Here is a 14,507-nt window from a genome sequence, read left to right on the forward strand (position 1 = left end):
TTGTACCTTTAATCAGTCTGCAGCCGCCGCGAGGCGGCTGTTGTCATTGGTGCCGCGCTGGCGCCGGGGGAGGGCAGGATGGCGGAAGCGATACGGGCGGTCGGTGCGCCCAGTGCGCCCGGCGTGGTGCAGCCGGTGGCGACGGCGACGTCGCAGCACAGGCTGCAGCCGGGCGACATCCTCAACCTGCGCGTGGCGGCGCTGCTGGCCGACGGCAGCGTGCAGCTGGAAGGCGACGCGCTGCACTGGCTGCTGCGGCAATGGCCGGCGAGCCTGCCGCCACCAGTGCCGGGCAGTGTGCTGCCGTTCCGGGTACTGGCCGCCGGGCCGCCGCCGCAACTGACACCGCTGCTGCCGTCCGCCGCGCCGCCGCAGGTGTCGCCGCCGGACGACGGCCCGCCGCTGGCGGCGACGCTGCCGGCGCCGGCATTCCGCCAGGCGGTTTTGCCGCCGGCGCAGCTGGCCAGTGCCTGGCGCGAGGCGCTGGTGGGCACCTTGGCCGCGGCGGCGGCGCAGTTTCACCGCGAGGCCGGCAGCCACCTGCCCGGCGCGCTGCTCGGTGTCTTGCCCGATCTCGCGCTGGCGTCACTGCGCGGGCAGAGCGCATTGCCGCTGCCCTTGTGGTTGCCGATGTGGCTGTGGGGCGGGCCGCTGCTGGGCTGGCAGGTGGAAGACCAGCCGGAGGCGGAAGACGCCGCCGCGCCACCACCGGCGCTGGACCTGCTGCTGGAGTGCATGCTGCCGCTGGGGCGGCTGCGTTTGCGCTTGCGGCTGGACGGTGCGGGGCTGCTGCTGTGTTTTCACGGCGAGGACGCGCTGTGCGACTGGCTGCGGTCGCGGCGCGGCAGCCTGCTGGCGGCGCTGAACGGCGCCGGTTTCGAGGTCGCGGCCTGCCACATCGGCAGCCGGCCGGCGCTGTCCGGACTGGCGCTGGGGCGGCACGGCATCAGCCTGTTCGAGGCGTCGCGGCTGCCGGCGTCGCTGTTTGTCGCCGCGGCGCTGATTCTGGAAGTGTTGCTGCCGGCTAGCCCAGCGTCCCCACCAGGCTGACCTCGCGGTTTTCCGGCACCTCGTTGTAGGACAGGATGTGCAGGCCGGGGGCGAACAGGCGGCCGTAGCGCGCCAGCAGCGGACGCAGCTGCGGCATCACCAGCAACAGCGGCGGCGTCGCCATCTGTTTCATCTGGTCGCGGATGATGGGCATGTTCTGCTGCAGCTGCTGTAGCACGTTGGGGTCGATCGGGAAGCTGTCCAGCGCCGCCTTGCCGCTCTGCTGCGCCTGGCCCAGCGCGCCCAGCAGCAGGTTTTCCAGATCGGCGCCGAGGTTGAACGCCTTCATCTCGCCGCGCGGGCCGAGGATGGCCTGCACGATCTGCCGCTTCAGCGCGGCGCGCACCTCCGCTGCCAGCATGATCGGCTCCTTGCTGTTGTCGGCGGCTTCCACCAGCGTGGTGGCGATCGCCTCCACCGGCTTCAGCGACACGCCGTCGGCCAGCAGCGCGCGGTACACCTTCAGCTGCTGGTTGGCGGTGAGCGCCTGCGCCAGCGCCTGCGCGAGCTTCGGCGCCTGTGCGGCCAACCTTTCGCCCAGCGCGGCGACGTCGTCGTGGCGGAACAGCTCGGCGAGATAGTCGCGCATCACCTTGTTGACGTGGGTGGCGATCACGCTGGCGCAATCGACCACCTGGTAGCCCAGCCCCAGCGCGCGCGCCTTGTCCTGCATCTCGATCCAGGTCACCGGCATCGCGAACGCCGGGTCGACGCCGGGTATGCCGTCCAGCGTGCCGTACACCTGCGGCGACGGGATCGCCATCAGGCGGTCGGCGTGCACCTCGGCCTCGGCGATGGTGCTGCCGGCCAGCAGGATCGCGTACTGCGCCGGCTTCAGCTTCAGGTCGTCGCGCACCGCCACCGCCGGCAGCAGCACGCCCATGCTTTCGCTCAGCGTCTGGCGCACCCCTTTCAGGCGCTTGCTCAGCGGCGCGCCCTGCGCCTTGTCGATCAGCGTCACCAGCTTGTAGCCCAGCGACAGCGTCAGCGTCTCGCTGTACGGCAGGCTGTGCCAGTCCAGCTCCGGCTCGCCGTCGCCCTGCAGCACCTGCTGCAGCGCGCCGTGATCCAGCGGCGCGCCGGGTTTGGCCGGCGCCTGCTGCAGCCGCCAGCCGACAAAGGCCAGCAGCGCGGCAAAGCCGATGAAGGTCGGCCACGGCATGCCGGGGATGATGGCGAGCATGAACATCATGCCGGCCGCGGAGTACAGCACCACCGGCGACGCCAGCATCTGGCTGCTGACCTGTTCCTGCATGTCGCCGGAATCGCTGACGCGGGTGACGATGATGGCGGCGGCGGAGGACAGCAGCAGCGCCGGAATCTGCGCCACCAGGCCGTCGCCGATGGTCATCAGCGCGTACTGGCGGAAGGCGTCGCCCAGCGCCATGTCGTGCATCAGCGTGCCGATGGCGACACCGCCGATCAGGTTGATCAGCAGGATCAGGATGCCGGCGATGGCGTCGCCGCGCACGAACTTGGAGGCGCCGTCCATCGCGCCGTAGAAGTCGGCCTCGGTGCTGATGTCGCGGCGGCGCTGCTGCGCCGCTTCCTGGGTGATCACCCCGGCGTTGAGGTCGGCGTCGATCGCCATCTGCTTGCCCGGCAGCGCATCCAGCGTGAAGCGCGCCGACACCTCGGAGATGCGCTCGGCGCCCTTGGTCACCACCATGAAGTTGATGATCATCAGGATCACGAACACCACCAGCCCGACCACGAAGTTGCCGCCGATCACCACGTGGCCGAAGGCCTCGATCACGCGGCCGGCGGCGTCGGTGCCCTGGTGGCCGTCGAGCAGCACCACCCGCGTCGAGGCCACGTTCAGCGTCAGCCGCAAGAGCGTGGCGCCGAGGATGATGGTGGGGAAGATGGAGAAGTCCAGCGGCCGCCGCGCCGACACGCTGACCAGGATGATGATGATCGCCAGCACGATGTTGAAGGTGAACAGCAGGTCCAGCACCAGGGGCGGCAGCGGCAGGATCACCATCGCCAGGATGGCGAGCAGGTACAGCGGGGTGGCGACCTTGTGGCGCGCCATGAGGGCAAGCAGGCGGTTGAGGGCGGTCATGTTGTCGTTTTCGGATTGGCGAGATGGGCTGGCACCGGCAAATCATCCGGCAAGGTTGGCCGCAGGCGGCGTTTGCCGCTGCGGAAGGCTTTCAGCTGCAAGACATAGGTCAGCACCTGCGCCACGGCGCGGTACAGCGGCGCCGGGATCTGCTGGTTGACCTGGGTGGTGTGGTACACCGCCCGCGCCAAGGGCGGGATGGTGAGCACGGCAATATCGTGTTCGGCGGCGATGCGCCCGATGCACAGCGCCATCTCGTCGACGCCCTTGGCGATGATGAACGGCGCCTCGGCGCGGTCCTCGTCGTACTTCAGCGCCACCGCGTAGTGGGTCGGGTTGACGATGATCACGTCGGCGGTCGGCACCGACTTGCGCAGCCCGCGCTGCGCCAGCTGCTGCTGCACCTGGCGAATGCGCTGCTTGATCTGCGGGCTGCCCTCGGTCTTCTTGTACTCGTCCTTCAGGTCCTGCTTGCTCATGCGCTGCTCGCGCTGGAACAGCAGCCACTGCAGCGGCAGGTCGATCACCGCGAACAACACGAACACCGCCGCCAGCGCCAAGAGCGCCTGCAGCAGCCGCGCGCCGGCGGCGGCCAGCGCCTCGTCCAGCGGCAGGTCCTGCAGCGCGAAGAAATCCTGCATCGCGGAGCGTGCCACGCCGTACAGCACGCCGCCGAGCAGCAGCGCCTTGAGGATGGACTTGCCGACCTCGCTGGCGTGCTTGGCCGACACCACCCGTCCCAGGTGGCTCAGCGGGTTGAGGCGCTTGAGCTGCGGGAAGAAGTGCTGGCCGACGAAGATCCAGCCGCCGGGCAGCAGCGAGAACACCACCACCAGCAGCGGGATCACCAGGAGCGGCAGCAGCATCTTCACCAAGAGCGTCAGGCTGCCGGCGAACAGCATCGACCACACGTTCTCCAGCGTGCCGCGGCCGCCGAGCGAGGCGAAGGCCAGCGCGAACAGGCGGCGGAAATCGGCCAGCCAGTCCGGCATCTGCCAGAAGCTGAGCCACACCGCCACCACGATGCCGACCGCGGTGGCGACGTCCTTGGAGCGCGGCACCTGGCCCTGCTTGCGCGCCTCGCGCAGCTTGTGCGGCGAGGCCTTTTCCGTCTTGTCGCCGTTGTGCGCCTCAGCCACCGCGCGCTCCCATCATGCCCTGCAGCAGGTTGAGCATCTGGCCGCTCAGGCGCAGGTAGTGCTGCGGCAGGTAGTGCAGCACCAGCCCCAGCGTCAGCAGCCCGAACAGCGTCACCACCGGAAAGCCGAGCGAGAACAGGTTCAGCGCCGGCGCCACGCGGTTGATCAGGCCGAAGCCGACCTGCACCACGAAGGTGGCGAACACCGCCGGCAGCGCCAGCACGATGGCGGCGGCAAACACCCAGCCCAGGCTTGCGGCCAACCTTGCCAGCGACTGCGGCAGCAGGCCGCCGCCGACCGGCCACACCTTGAAACTGTCGAACAGCACCTGGGTCAGCACCAGATGGCCGTCCATGGCGAAGAACAGCAGCGCCGCCAGCAGGTACAAGAGGTTGGAGATCACGTCGGAAGAGCTGCCGTTGCCGGGGTCGTTCATCACCGCCATCGACAGCCCCATCTGCGACGACACCAGAAAGCCCAGCAGCGACAGGATGGTCATCACCAGTTGGAAGGCGAGGCCGAACAAGAGGCCGATGACGGCCTGCTCGATGGCGGTCACCACGCCGTAGAGCGAGAACGGGTCGATCGGCGCCACGCCGCGCATCGCCGGCAGCGTCGCCACCGCCAGCGCCAGCGCAAGGCCGAGGCGGGCGCGCACCGGCACCACGCTTTCGCCGAGGAAGGGCGCGATGCTGATCGCCGCGGCGTAGCGGCAGAACGGCCACCACAGCGCCGGCAGCAGTACCAGCAGTTCGGCGAGTACGGCGTTCATGTCGCTCAGCCGACCAGCGTGGCGGCGCGCTGGAAGATGTCGATGCAGAAATCCATCAGCAGGCCGGTGATCCAGTGTCCGGCCAGCGCGATGGTGGCCAGCGTCACCAGCAGGCGCGGCAAAAAGGACAGCGTCTGTTCGTTGATCTGCGTCGCCGCCTGCACCAGGCTGACGATGACGCCGACGATCAGGCTGGGCAGCACCAGCAGCACCACCAGCACGATCACCACGTGCAGGCTGTCGTTGACGAGGTCGACGGCAATATCGGGAGTCAGCATCAGTAGGCCTGTATCGAGGTAACCAGGGTGTTGACGGTCAGCGACCAGCCGTCCACCAGCACGAACAGCAGGAGCTTCAGCGGCAGCGAGATCACCAGCGGCGACAGCATCATCATGCCCATCGCCATCAGCACGCTGGACACCACCAGGTCAATCACCAGGAAGGGGATGAACAGCATGCAGCCGATCTGGAACGCGGTTTTCAGCTCGGACAGCACGAAGGCGGCCAGCTTCACCGCAAACGCGTGCTGGCGCGGGTCGCGGATGTGGCTCTCGCCGGACAGCTTGGCGATCTGCGCCAGCGCGCTCTTGCCGGTCTGCGCCAGCATGAAGCGCGACAGCGGCGCCTCGGCGCGCAGCAGCGCCTCCGGCATGCTGATCTGGTCCTGGTCGTAGGGCAGCATCGCCTTGTTCCACACCTCGACGCCGACCGGGCGCATCACCAGCAGGGTCAGGATCAGCGCCACGCCGGTGACGATGCGGTTGGGCAGGCCCTGCTGCAGGCCCAGCGCCTGGCGCAGCAGCGACAGCACGATCACGAAGCGGGTGAAGCTGGTCATCATCAGCACCAGCACCGGCAGCAGACCGAGCAGGGTCATCAGCACCAGGATCTGGGTCTTGACGGTGAAGTCCACCGCGCCGCCCTGGCCGCTGGCGGACAGCAGCTTCAGCGTGTCGTCGGCCTGCGCCAGCGGCGCCGCCAGCAGCAACAGCGCCGGCAGCAGCGGCCGCAGGCGGCGCCACAGCATTGGCATCATGAGGTCAGCGCGTCGAGGTCGAGATTGTCCAGCGCGATCACGCGCAGGCCGTAGTTCTCGCCGGCGACCACCACTTCGGCCTTGCCGATGGCGGTGCCGTTGATCTTGATGTCCAGCGGCGCGCCGGCCAGCTTGTCCAGCTCGATCACCGAGCCGGGATCGATGCTGGCGAGGTCGGCGAGCGAGATCTCGGCGGTGCCGACTTCCAGCGTCAGCGACACCGGGATCTTGCGCAGGAAGCCCTGCATGTCGCGCGCCGGGCGTGCCGGCAGCGGCGCCTCGTGGCTGGCGTCGGCGGCGGGCATGCCGTCCAGCATGCCGTCGAGGTCGAAATCGTCGGGTGATTGCATCGTTTACTCCACATCCTGAAATGAGGTAAGGCACAGCTTGCCGCCGCGGTCGACCACGCTGGCGGCGAACAGGCGCTTGCGGCCAACGTAGACATCGGTCTGCGGCGGCAGCCGGATCGGCAGCACGCTGCCGACCTGCAGGTCGAGCACCTCGCCCAGCGGCAGCCGCTTTTCCAGCAGCTGTGCGCGCAGGCGCAGGCGCAGCTGTTCGGTGAACGGCAGCGGCTCGCTGCTGGCCACCGCTTCCGGCAGCCGGTCGCCGGCCAGCTGTTGCAGCAGGTAGCCGACGCTGTCGTCGTCCAGCCCCAGCGCGATGCGGCCCTGCGCCACGCCGCTGTGGTCGGCCAGTGTCAGCACCGCCTCCCAGCTGGGCCTGTCGCGCAGTGCGAACGACAGGTTGTCGATGCCGTCGCCGGCGGCGAGCGCATGGCCGCCGCGCTGCATGCTGGCCAGCAGCAGCTGCGACAGGCGGTTGCCGAGCAGGCGCGCCAGGCGGTGTTCGGTTTCGGTTTCGCGGCTACTGTCGGCCGTGCCGGCGCTGCTGCCGTTGCCGCCGTAGCGGTAGTCGAGGATCTGCAGCAGCAGCTGGCGTTCGATATGCACGGCAAAGGCGCCGCCGCCCCAGCGGTGCCAGGTGCGGCGCGGCTCATCCTGCGATGCGTCGCCGGCGACGAGCTGGCTGAGCACGAAGCGGGCGTGGTAGCGCGCGTTCAGTTCGCGCTGCACGAAATCGGCTAGCGCCTGCTGCAGGGTGCGCAAGTACACGGGCAGCAGGTGGAACGGGCGGCCCAGGGTTGCGGTGGCAACGGGGGGCAGTCGCGCGCCGTCGGCTGGAGCAAGAATTCTGGACTTGGGCATGGCGGGTCGGTTTCAGGTGGCGGTATCGGGCTGGCCGGCGGGCTGTTGTCGCCGCGACGCACTGATGGAAGCCGCATCTTACTGAATGCCCTCCGGGCGGAAGGGTGAAAATTCACATAACGATCTGTGAAAATTTACACGGTTCATTGGTAAGTGCACGTTTAAACTGCGCCACGTTCCAATCCTTCCTGCTGCCGGCCCGGACAGGGCTTTCCGCCCGCTGCCGCCACGGCGCAGGCAAACGCTTCTGGTGAGAGAGAGCATGGCAATTAACCTTGATCTGCTGATCGCTGCCGATCAGCAGCAGATCGCCAAAGACATGGGCGCGCTGTCGCACATCGCGGCGGCCTCGCCGCTGGAGACGGGCAGCGCCGATACCGCGGTCAGTTTCTCCGGCGCGATGATGAACGCGGTCAGCGAGGTCGATACCCAGAACCGCGTCGCCAGCGACAAGATGGCCGATGTCGACAGCGGCCGCAGTGACGATCTGGTCGGCGCCATGATGCTGAGCCAGGAAGCCAGCCTGTCCTTCTCCATGCTGATGCAGGTCCGTAACAAGGTCGTCGCCGCCGTCGACGACCTGATCAAGATGCCAATCTGACTGGCGGTTCCCCGTGCTGACTCAACTCAAAAACGGCTTTTCCGGCCTGCGGGCCAAAGGCCTGCCCCCGGCGGCGCTGCCCGCCGCCACCTGGCGTTACCTGTTGCCGCTGCTGATGCTGGCGCTGGCCTTGACCGTGCTGGTGGTGGTCTACCTGTGGCACGACGACGCCAGCTACAAGCCGGTGTTCGGCGAGCAGGAAAAGGTGTCCGCCGCCGACATGATGGCGGTGCTCGACGCCGAGAAAATCCCCTATCGCCTGCATCCGCAGAGCGGCCAGGTGCTGGTGCCGGAGGCGCAGCTGGGCCGCGTGCGCATGCAGCTGGCCGGCAAGGGCGTGGTGGCGCAGCTGCCGGCCGGGCTGGAGCTGCTGGACAACAATGATCCGCTGGGCGTCAGCCAGTTCGTGCAGGACGTGCGCTTCCGCCGCGGCCTGGAGGGCGAGCTGGTACAGAGCATCCTGGCGCTGGAGCCGGTGCGCGCCGCGCGTGTGCACCTGTCGCTGCCGAAAAGCAGCGCCTTCGTCGGCGCCAACGAGGACAAGGGCTCGGCCTCGGTGGTGGTGACGCTGAAGGCGGGGCAGAGCCTGAGCAACGAACAGGTGTCCGCCATCGTCAAGCTGGTGTCCGGCAGCGTGTCCACGCTGGCCCCGGCACGGGTGACGCTGGTCGACCAGGCCGGCAACCTGCTGTCGGCGCGGCTGACGCTGGCCGAGGGCGGCATCGCGCTGAACGAGAGCGACAACGAGCGCCGCCACCGCGAGCAGGCGCTGGAAAACGTGCGCGCGCTGCTGGCGCCGGTGGTCGGCGCCGACAACTTCCGCGTCAGCATCGCCGCCGAAGTCGACAACGACCGCATCAACGAAACGCGCGAGAAGTACGGCGAGGCACCGAAGGTGACCAACGAGGCCTCGCGCGAGGAAAAGAGCAACGAAAAGGCGGCGCTGGGCATCCCCGGCTCGCTGTCCAACCTGCCGATCGACACCGACGCCTCGATGCCGGCGGCCGAGGGCTCCGCGGTCAGCAAGAACGCGGTCACCCGCCAGTACGCCTACGACCGCAGCATCATGCAGATCCAGCATGCGCGCGGCGAATTGTCCCGCCTCAGCGTGGCGGTGGTGCTGAACGAGGACGCGGCGCCGAACGGCCGGGCGTGGACGCCGGCGCAGCTGGCCGGCATCGACAAGCTGCTGCGCGGCGGCCTCGGCATCAAGGCCGAACGCGGCGACGCGCTGGTGCTGTCGGCACTGGCCTTCCCGGCACAGGCGGCGCCGCTGCCGTGGTGGGAGGAGGGCGGCGTGTGGCTGCCGACCGCGCTGTCGTGGGCCGGTTACGCCATCAGCGGCCTGCTGCTGTACCTGCTGCTGGCGCGGCCGCTGCTGAAGCTGCTGCGGCAAAGGTTGGCCGCACCGTTGCCGGCGGCACTGCCGGTGGCGTTTGCCAGCCCCGAGCCGCTGCTGCTGACCCCGGACGACACGCCGCAGCCGGCCCCGGCCGACGAGCGCGCCGCGATGGCGGCGCTGCCCGACCCGACGGCGGCGCGCAGCGGCAGCACCGTGGTGCCGCTGCTGGAGAACTACGATCTGCCGCCGGCCGGTTCCAGCGTCGACGTGCTGGTCGATCACCTGAAGCATCTGGCGGCGAAAGAGCCGGAGCGCGTCGCCGAAGTCGTCAAACAATGGGTACAGAAAAATGGACGAACTCAATAAGTCCGACCTGCTGCACAACGCGGCGGCCAGTGCCGGTGTCGCGCTGGGTAACGCGGAAGGCATGACGCCGCTGGAACAGGCCGCCATCCTGCTGCTGTGCATGGGCGAGGAGCCGGCGTCGGCGGTGCTGCGCTGCCTGTCGCGCGAGGAGCTGCTGGCGGTGACGCAGGAAATGTCGTCGCTGAGCGGCATCAAGGTCGACGCGGTGAAGACCAGCATCCAGAAGTTCTTCGACGAATACCGTGAGCAGAGCGGGGTGCACGGCGCCAGCCGCGCCTTCCTCAAGCGCTCGCTGGATCTGGCGCTGGGCAGCGACATCGCCAACAGCGTGCTCAACAATATCTACGGCGACGCCATCCGCCCGAAAATGGCGCGCCTGCAGTGGGTGTCGCCGAAGTGGCTGGCCGACCGCATCGCCGGCGAACACGTGCGCATGCAGGCGGTGTTCCTCGCCTTCCTGCCGCCGGCGCTGGCCGGGCAGGTGGTCGACGCGCTGCCGCAGGACAGCCGCGACCTGGTGCTGGTCAACATCGCGCGGCTGAAGGACATCGACCGCGAACTGCTGCAGGAGCTGGAAGAGCTGGTCAACAGCTGCCTGGACAGCCTGCACACGCAAAGCACGCTGGTGGAAGGCATGCAGCAGACCGCCGATATCATCAACCGCCTGCCGGGCGACCGCGCGCGCATGATCGAGCTGCTGCGCGGCCACGATCCGGAGATCGTCAACGAGATCGAGGCGCGCATGTACGACTTCTTCATCCTGTCGCGGCAGACCGAGACCGTGCTGCTGCGCCTGACCGAGGAAGTGCCGCTGGAAATGTGGGCGATCGCGCTGAAGGGCGCCGAGCCGGCGGTCAGCCAGGCCATCACCCAGACCATGCCGCGCCGCCAGGCGCAGGCGTTCGAGGCGATGATGCGCCGCTCCGGCCCGGTGCCGCTCAGTCGCGTCGAGGAAGTGCGCCGTGACATCATGGCGCAGGTCAAGGCGCTGGCCGAGGCCGGCGAGATCGACCTGCAGCTGTTCGCCGAGGAAGTCGTCGAGTGAACCCGTGGTGTCCCTACCGCTTTCCGCCGCTCATGGCGGCCCAGCTCGGTGCCCTGGCGGCGGCCGAGCCCGGCTCGGCGCAGGCCTCCGCCGCCGACGGCTTCCGCCAGGGCATGGACCTCGGCTACGGCGAGGGCTACGCCAGCGGCGAGAGCGCCGGCAAGCAGGCCGGCTTTGACGCCGGCCTCGCCGCCGGACGCGAACAGGGCCGTCGCGAGGCGATGCAGCAGGTGCTGGCGCAGTTCGACGGCGCGGCGCGGCCGCTGGACGCCGCCACCGCCGCCATGGAGCGCTGCCGCGTCGACTACCAGAGCGCGCTGCGCGAGGACGTGATCAACCTGGTGGCCAAGGTGGCGCGGCAGGTGATCCGCTGCGAGCTGACGCTGAAACCGGCGCAGATCCTCGACCTGGTGGAGGAAACGTTGGCCGCACTGCCGCCGCGCGCCGGCGAGGTGGAAATCCTGCTCAACAGCGAGGAATACCAGCGCATCCGCGAGCTGGCGCCGGAACGTGCCAGCCGCTGGGCGTTGCGCCCGGACAGCACGCTGGCGCAGGGCGAGTGCCGCATCCGCAGCGCCGACAGCGACATCGACGCCGGCTGCGAGCAGCGCCTGGGCGCCTGCGTCGAGCGCCTGCGCGAACAATTGAGTGCCGACAGCGCGCTGCCGCTGCCGGCGGGAGACGACTGAGATGCTGCGCGACGCGCTGGCGCGGCTGGACCTGTCCGACGTGCCGCTGGCCACCGTCACCGGCAAGCTGGTCGGCGCCTCCGGCCTGCTGCTGGAGAGCATCGGCTGTCCGCTGGAAACCGGGCAGCGCTGCCTGATCGAAACCGCCAGCGGCCATTACCTGGAAGCGCAGGTGGTCGGTTTCCGCCGCGAGGTGTCCTACCTGATGCCGTTCAAGAAGCCGGTCGGGCTCAGCACCGGCGCGCGGGTGATTCCCGCCGCCGACAGTGCCGGGCTGATGATCGGCAACAGCTGGCTGGGGCGCATCGTCAACGGCCTCGGCGAGCCGCTGGACGAGCGCGGCCGCCTCGGCGGCGACATGCCGCTGGCGGCGCATCCGCCGCAGATCAACCCGCTGCGCAAGCAGCCGGTGGCGCAGCCGCTGGATGTCGGCGTCGCCGCCATCAACGGCCTGTTGACGCTGGGCCGCGGCCAACGTGTCGGCCTGTTCGCCGGCAGCGGCGTCGGCAAGAGCGTGCTGTTGGGCATGATCACCCGCCACACCGAGGCCGAGGTGGTCGTGGTCGGCCTGATCGGCGAGCGCGGTCGCGAGGTGCGCGAATTCGTCGAGCACGCGCTGGGCAAGGACGGCCTCGCCAAGGCGGTGCTGGTGGTGGCGCCGGCCGACGAATCGCCGCTGATGCGGCTGAAGGCCACCGAGCTGTGCCACACCATCGCCGCCCATTTCCGCGATCAGGGCCGCAACGTGCTGCTGCTGGTCGATTCGCTGACCCGCTACGCGATGGCGCAGCGCGAGGTGGCGCTGGCGCTGGGCGAGCCGCCGGCGACGCGCGGCTACCCGCCGTCGGTGTTCGGCATGCTGCCGGCGCTGGCGGAGAGCGCCGGCAACGGCGAGGGCAGCAGCGGCAGCATGACCGCGATCTACACCGTGCTGGCGGAAGGCGACGACCAGCAGGACCCGGTGGTCGATACCGCGCGCGCCATTCTCGACGGCCACATCGTGCTGTCGCGGGCGCTGGCGGAGCAGGGCCACTACCCGGCGATCGACATCGGCGCCTCGGTCAGCCGCTGCATGAGCCAGATCGGCAGCCGGGGGCACCTGGACGCGGCGCGCACGCTGAAGGCGCTGTGGGGCCGCTACCAGGAAATCCGTGGTCTGATCCCGCTCGGCGGCTACGTGCCGGGCGCCGACGCCCAGGCCGACCGCGCGGTACGGCTGATGCCGCAGATCGAACAGCTGCTGTGTCAGCGCGCCGACGACGCCGTCACGCTGCCGCAGGTGATCGCCCAACTGGAGGCACTGCTCGCATGATCAAGGCCCGCACCACGCTGCAAAACCTGCAGCAACTGCTGACGCTGAAGGACGCCGACGTGGCGCGGCTGCAGCGCGAAGTCGCCGACAAGCGGCAACTGCAGGAACGCTACCAGCGCAACATCCAGCGCATGGACGAGCTGTGCCGCCACAGCGGCGCCAGCGGCAGCCGCACGCTGCCGGCGCTGGCGCTCAATTGCGCCGGTTACAAGGACGCGCTGCTGCAGCTGAAACAGTCGCAGCAGCTGGACCTGCAGCTGGCCGAGGCCGATACCGCGGTCAGCCAGCAGGCGCTGCTGGCGGCAAGCCTGCGGCGCGAGGTGCTGATGAGCCTGCAGCAGCGCACCGCCGCTGATCTCGCGCAGCAGCAGCAACGTCAGGAACAGAAGCGCAGCGACGACCAGGCCAGCCTGGCGTGGCTGCGACAGCAGGGGCCGATGTGATTATTCACACTTTTTCAAGCAAACAGCGCGCCGCGTCGCCTTGTCAGGTATTCGCGACGCGTTCGGAGGAACAGGAAAGTGGACATTAATCCGTCACAGATGGCATCGCAGATGGCATCGATCTACATGCAGAGCGCCGAGCAGCAGCTGGCGGCACAGAACAAGACCAGCAAGGCGCGCAGCGACGGCCTCAGCCAGCTGCAGAAGGCGCTGCAGGACTTCCGCAGCAGCCTTGCCACCCTGGCCGGCAAGAAAAGCATGCTGGCGATGAGCGCCAGCCTGAGCCGCGACGGCATCGCCACCGCCAGCGCCGGTGCCACCGCGCAGGCCGGCAGCTACTCGCTGTTCGTGGACAAGGTCGCCTCCGCGCACCAGCTGGCGTTCGGCAATATCGGCGGCGTGCCGGCGGCCGAGGGCGGCAGCTTCAGCGTCACGCTGCAGGGCGGCGCCACCTTCAATGTCAGCCTCGCCAGCGCCGACGTCGACGGCGACCTCAGCCTGTCGGCCAGCGAGATCGCGCGCGCCATCAACCAGGCCGCCGACAACCAGGGCAAGGTCAACGCGATGGTGCTGACCGCCGACGGCCAGAGCCGGCTGGTGCTGTCGTCCGCCGCCACCGGCGCCGCCGGCCAGATCAGCCTTAATACCAGCAATATCGGCAATGCCGCGCTGAAGGCGGCGCTGGACGCGCCGACGCAGCTGAGCGCGGCACAGGACGCGGAAGTGTGGCTGGGGGGCAAGACCACCGGGGTGCTGGTGAAGCAGGCCTCGAATACCTTTACCGCGATCCAGGGCGTGACGCTGACACTCAGCCGCGCGATGAGCGACGGCGACGCGCTGCTGCAGCTGACGGTGGCGCGTAACGACGGCGACACCGCGGCCAACCTGCAAAGCTTCGTCGACAGCTACAACACGCTGTTGAAATCGCTGGGCACGCTGACCAGCAGCGGCGACGGCAAGACCGCAGCCGGCATCTTCGCCACCGATTCCGGGGTGCGCACCCTGCGCGACCAGCTCAACAACATGGTGCGGCAGAACATCGGCGGCGTGCGCCTGGCGGAGATGGGCGTCAGCGCCAGCCGCGACGGTAGCCTGACGCTGGACCGGACCAAGCTGACCCGCCTGCTGCAGGACAAGCCGGCGGCGCTGGACAGCTTCTTCAGCGACAGCAACGGCGACGGCCTGATCAAGTCGGTGCGCGGCTACCTCGACCAGTGGCTGAGCAGCACCAAGGGCGTGATCACGCAGCGCCGCGACTCCATCTCCCGCACGCAGAACGATCTGGACAAGCGTCAGATCCGCCTCGAAGCCGAATACCAGCAGGTGTACCAGCGCTATCTGGGGCAGTACTCGCGCCTGCAGGCGATGCAGAGCCAGATGAGCAGCACGCTGGACAGCCTCAACAACTACTTCGCCCAGAACCAATAAGGACCGCCGCC

The 14,507-nt window shown here is 69.0% G+C and carries 15 protein-coding genes; 8 read left to right on the forward strand and 7 right to left on the reverse strand.

Annotated elements, in window-relative coordinates; genetic code table 11:
• Nucleotides 1-78: 78 nt before the first annotated feature.
• Nucleotides 79-1,050, forward strand: coding sequence for a hypothetical protein (locus C8E02_RS08995; protein ID WP_120810509.1), 972 nt, complete (start codon nucleotides 79-81; stop codon nucleotides 1,048-1,050).
• On the opposite strand, the gene C8E02_RS09000 is transcribed toward C8E02_RS08995, so the two are convergent.
• The 7 genes from C8E02_RS09000 to C8E02_RS09030 are packed head-to-tail and all read right to left on the reverse strand — an operon-like array spanning nucleotide 1,025 to nucleotide 7,270.
• Nucleotides 1,025-3,115: a flagellar biosynthesis protein FlhA gene (locus C8E02_RS09000; protein WP_120810510.1), complete on the reverse strand. Its 2,091-nt coding sequence runs from the start codon at nucleotides 3,113-3,115 to the stop codon at nucleotides 1,025-1,027. The two genes, C8E02_RS08995 and C8E02_RS09000, sit on opposite strands and share 26 nt — an antisense overlap.
• The gene (flhB, locus tag C8E02_RS09005) at nucleotides 3,112-4,254 is read right to left on the reverse strand and encodes a flagellar type III secretion system protein FlhB (protein WP_120810511.1); all 1,143 of its coding nucleotides are present in this window, start codon (nucleotides 4,252-4,254) and stop codon (nucleotides 3,112-3,114) included. Before flhB ends, C8E02_RS09000 begins: the two co-directional genes overlap by 4 nt.
• On the reverse strand, nucleotides 4,247-5,026 hold the full coding sequence (gene fliR, locus C8E02_RS09010) for a flagellar biosynthetic protein FliR (protein ID WP_120810512.1): 780 nt from the start codon (nucleotides 5,024-5,026) through the stop codon (nucleotides 4,247-4,249). Before fliR ends, flhB begins: the two co-directional genes overlap by 8 nt.
• A 5-nt stretch (nucleotides 5,027-5,031) precedes the next feature.
• Nucleotides 5,032-5,304 carry a flagellar biosynthesis protein FliQ gene (gene fliQ, locus C8E02_RS09015; RefSeq protein WP_120810513.1) on the reverse strand — a complete coding sequence of 91 codons (273 nt, stop codon included), beginning with the start codon at nucleotides 5,302-5,304 and terminating at the stop codon, nucleotides 5,032-5,034.
• Nucleotides 5,304-6,062: a flagellar type III secretion system pore protein FliP gene (gene fliP / locus C8E02_RS09020; RefSeq protein WP_120810514.1), complete on the reverse strand. Its 759-nt coding sequence runs from the start codon at nucleotides 6,060-6,062 to the stop codon at nucleotides 5,304-5,306. The genes fliQ and fliP overlap by 1 nt, the downstream gene beginning before the upstream one ends.
• Nucleotides 6,059-6,412 carry a flagellar motor switch protein FliN gene (gene fliN, locus C8E02_RS09025; RefSeq protein WP_047968384.1) on the reverse strand — a complete coding sequence of 118 codons (354 nt, stop codon included), beginning with the start codon at nucleotides 6,410-6,412 and terminating at the stop codon, nucleotides 6,059-6,061. The genes fliP and fliN overlap by 4 nt, the downstream gene beginning before the upstream one ends.
• Nucleotides 6,413-6,415: 3 nt before the next feature.
• Complete coding sequence (locus C8E02_RS09030) at nucleotides 6,416-7,270, reverse strand: FliM/FliN family flagellar motor switch protein (protein WP_120810515.1); 855 nt, start codon at nucleotides 7,268-7,270, stop codon at nucleotides 6,416-6,418.
• Between the two features lie 262 nt (nucleotides 7,271-7,532).
• Between C8E02_RS09030 and fliE the strand changes: the two genes are divergently transcribed.
• The 7 genes from fliE (at nucleotide 7,533) to fliD (ending at nucleotide 14,496) form a co-directional block, all read left to right on the forward strand.
• Nucleotides 7,533-7,871, forward strand: coding sequence for a flagellar hook-basal body complex protein FliE (gene fliE / locus C8E02_RS09035; RefSeq protein WP_047968386.1), 339 nt, complete (start codon nucleotides 7,533-7,535; stop codon nucleotides 7,869-7,871).
• A 13-nt stretch (nucleotides 7,872-7,884) separates the two neighbouring features.
• The gene (gene fliF, locus C8E02_RS09040) at nucleotides 7,885-9,579 is read left to right on the forward strand and encodes a flagellar basal-body MS-ring/collar protein FliF (RefSeq protein ID WP_170152131.1); all 1,695 of its coding nucleotides are present in this window, start codon (nucleotides 7,885-7,887) and stop codon (nucleotides 9,577-9,579) included.
• Entirely contained in the window at nucleotides 9,563-10,624 is a 1,062-nt protein-coding gene (locus tag C8E02_RS09045) for a flagellar motor switch protein FliG (protein WP_047968388.1), read from the forward strand. The genes fliF and C8E02_RS09045 overlap by 17 nt, the downstream gene beginning before the upstream one ends.
• On the forward strand, nucleotides 10,621-11,313 hold the full coding sequence (gene fliH / locus C8E02_RS09050) for a flagellar assembly protein FliH (RefSeq protein ID WP_120810516.1): 693 nt from the start codon (nucleotides 10,621-10,623) through the stop codon (nucleotides 11,311-11,313). Before C8E02_RS09045 ends, fliH begins: the two co-directional genes overlap by 4 nt.
• Nucleotide 11,314: 1 nt before the next feature.
• A complete protein-coding gene (gene fliI / locus C8E02_RS09055; protein ID WP_120810517.1) occupies nucleotides 11,315-12,625 on the forward strand; it encodes a flagellar protein export ATPase FliI in 1,311 nt (436 codons plus the stop codon).
• Nucleotides 12,622-13,068 carry a flagellar FliJ family protein gene (locus tag C8E02_RS09060; RefSeq protein WP_120810518.1) on the forward strand — a complete coding sequence of 149 codons (447 nt, stop codon included), beginning with the start codon at nucleotides 12,622-12,624 and terminating at the stop codon, nucleotides 13,066-13,068. Before fliI ends, C8E02_RS09060 begins: the two co-directional genes overlap by 4 nt.
• A gap of 78 nt (nucleotides 13,069-13,146) precedes the next feature.
• Nucleotides 13,147-14,496, forward strand: coding sequence for a flagellar filament capping protein FliD (gene fliD, locus C8E02_RS09065; RefSeq protein WP_342766774.1), 1,350 nt, complete (start codon nucleotides 13,147-13,149; stop codon nucleotides 14,494-14,496).
• Nucleotides 14,497-14,507 lie beyond the last annotated feature (11 nt).

Origin of the sequence: Vogesella indigofera (assembly GCF_003633895.1) — a bacterium.
Classification (GTDB): Bacteria; Pseudomonadota; Gammaproteobacteria; order Burkholderiales; family Chromobacteriaceae; genus Vogesella; species Vogesella indigofera.

What these genes read in the sequence shown, in the direction of transcription:
- fliE (WP_047968386.1), top strand. Translation starts at nt 7,533, where the DNA reads ATGGCAATTAACCTTGATCTGCTGATCGCTGCCGATCAGCAGCAGATC.
- fliN (WP_047968384.1), bottom strand. Translation starts at nt 6,412, where the DNA reads ATGCAATCACCCGACGATTTCGACCTCGACGGCATGCTGGACGGCATG.
- C8E02_RS09060 (WP_120810518.1), top strand. Translation starts at nt 12,622, where the DNA reads ATGATCAAGGCCCGCACCACGCTGCAAAACCTGCAGCAACTGCTGACG.
- fliP (WP_120810514.1), bottom strand. Translation starts at nt 6,062, where the DNA reads ATGATGCCAATGCTGTGGCGCCGCCTGCGGCCGCTGCTGCCGGCGCTG.
- C8E02_RS09030 (WP_120810515.1), bottom strand. Translation starts at nt 7,270, where the DNA reads ATGCCCAAGTCCAGAATTCTTGCTCCAGCCGACGGCGCGCGACTGCCC.
- C8E02_RS09045 (WP_047968388.1), top strand. Translation starts at nt 9,563, where the DNA reads ATGGACGAACTCAATAAGTCCGACCTGCTGCACAACGCGGCGGCCAGT.
- C8E02_RS09000 (WP_120810510.1), bottom strand. Translation starts at nt 3,115, where the DNA reads ATGACCGCCCTCAACCGCCTGCTTGCCCTCATGGCGCGCCACAAGGTC.
- fliQ (WP_120810513.1), bottom strand. Translation starts at nt 5,304, where the DNA reads ATGCTGACTCCCGATATTGCCGTCGACCTCGTCAACGACAGCCTGCAC.
- fliI (WP_120810517.1), top strand. Translation starts at nt 11,315, where the DNA reads ATGCTGCGCGACGCGCTGGCGCGGCTGGACCTGTCCGACGTGCCGCTG.
- fliR (WP_120810512.1), bottom strand. Translation starts at nt 5,026, where the DNA reads ATGAACGCCGTACTCGCCGAACTGCTGGTACTGCTGCCGGCGCTGTGG.
- C8E02_RS08995 (WP_120810509.1), top strand. Translation starts at nt 79, where the DNA reads ATGGCGGAAGCGATACGGGCGGTCGGTGCGCCCAGTGCGCCCGGCGTG.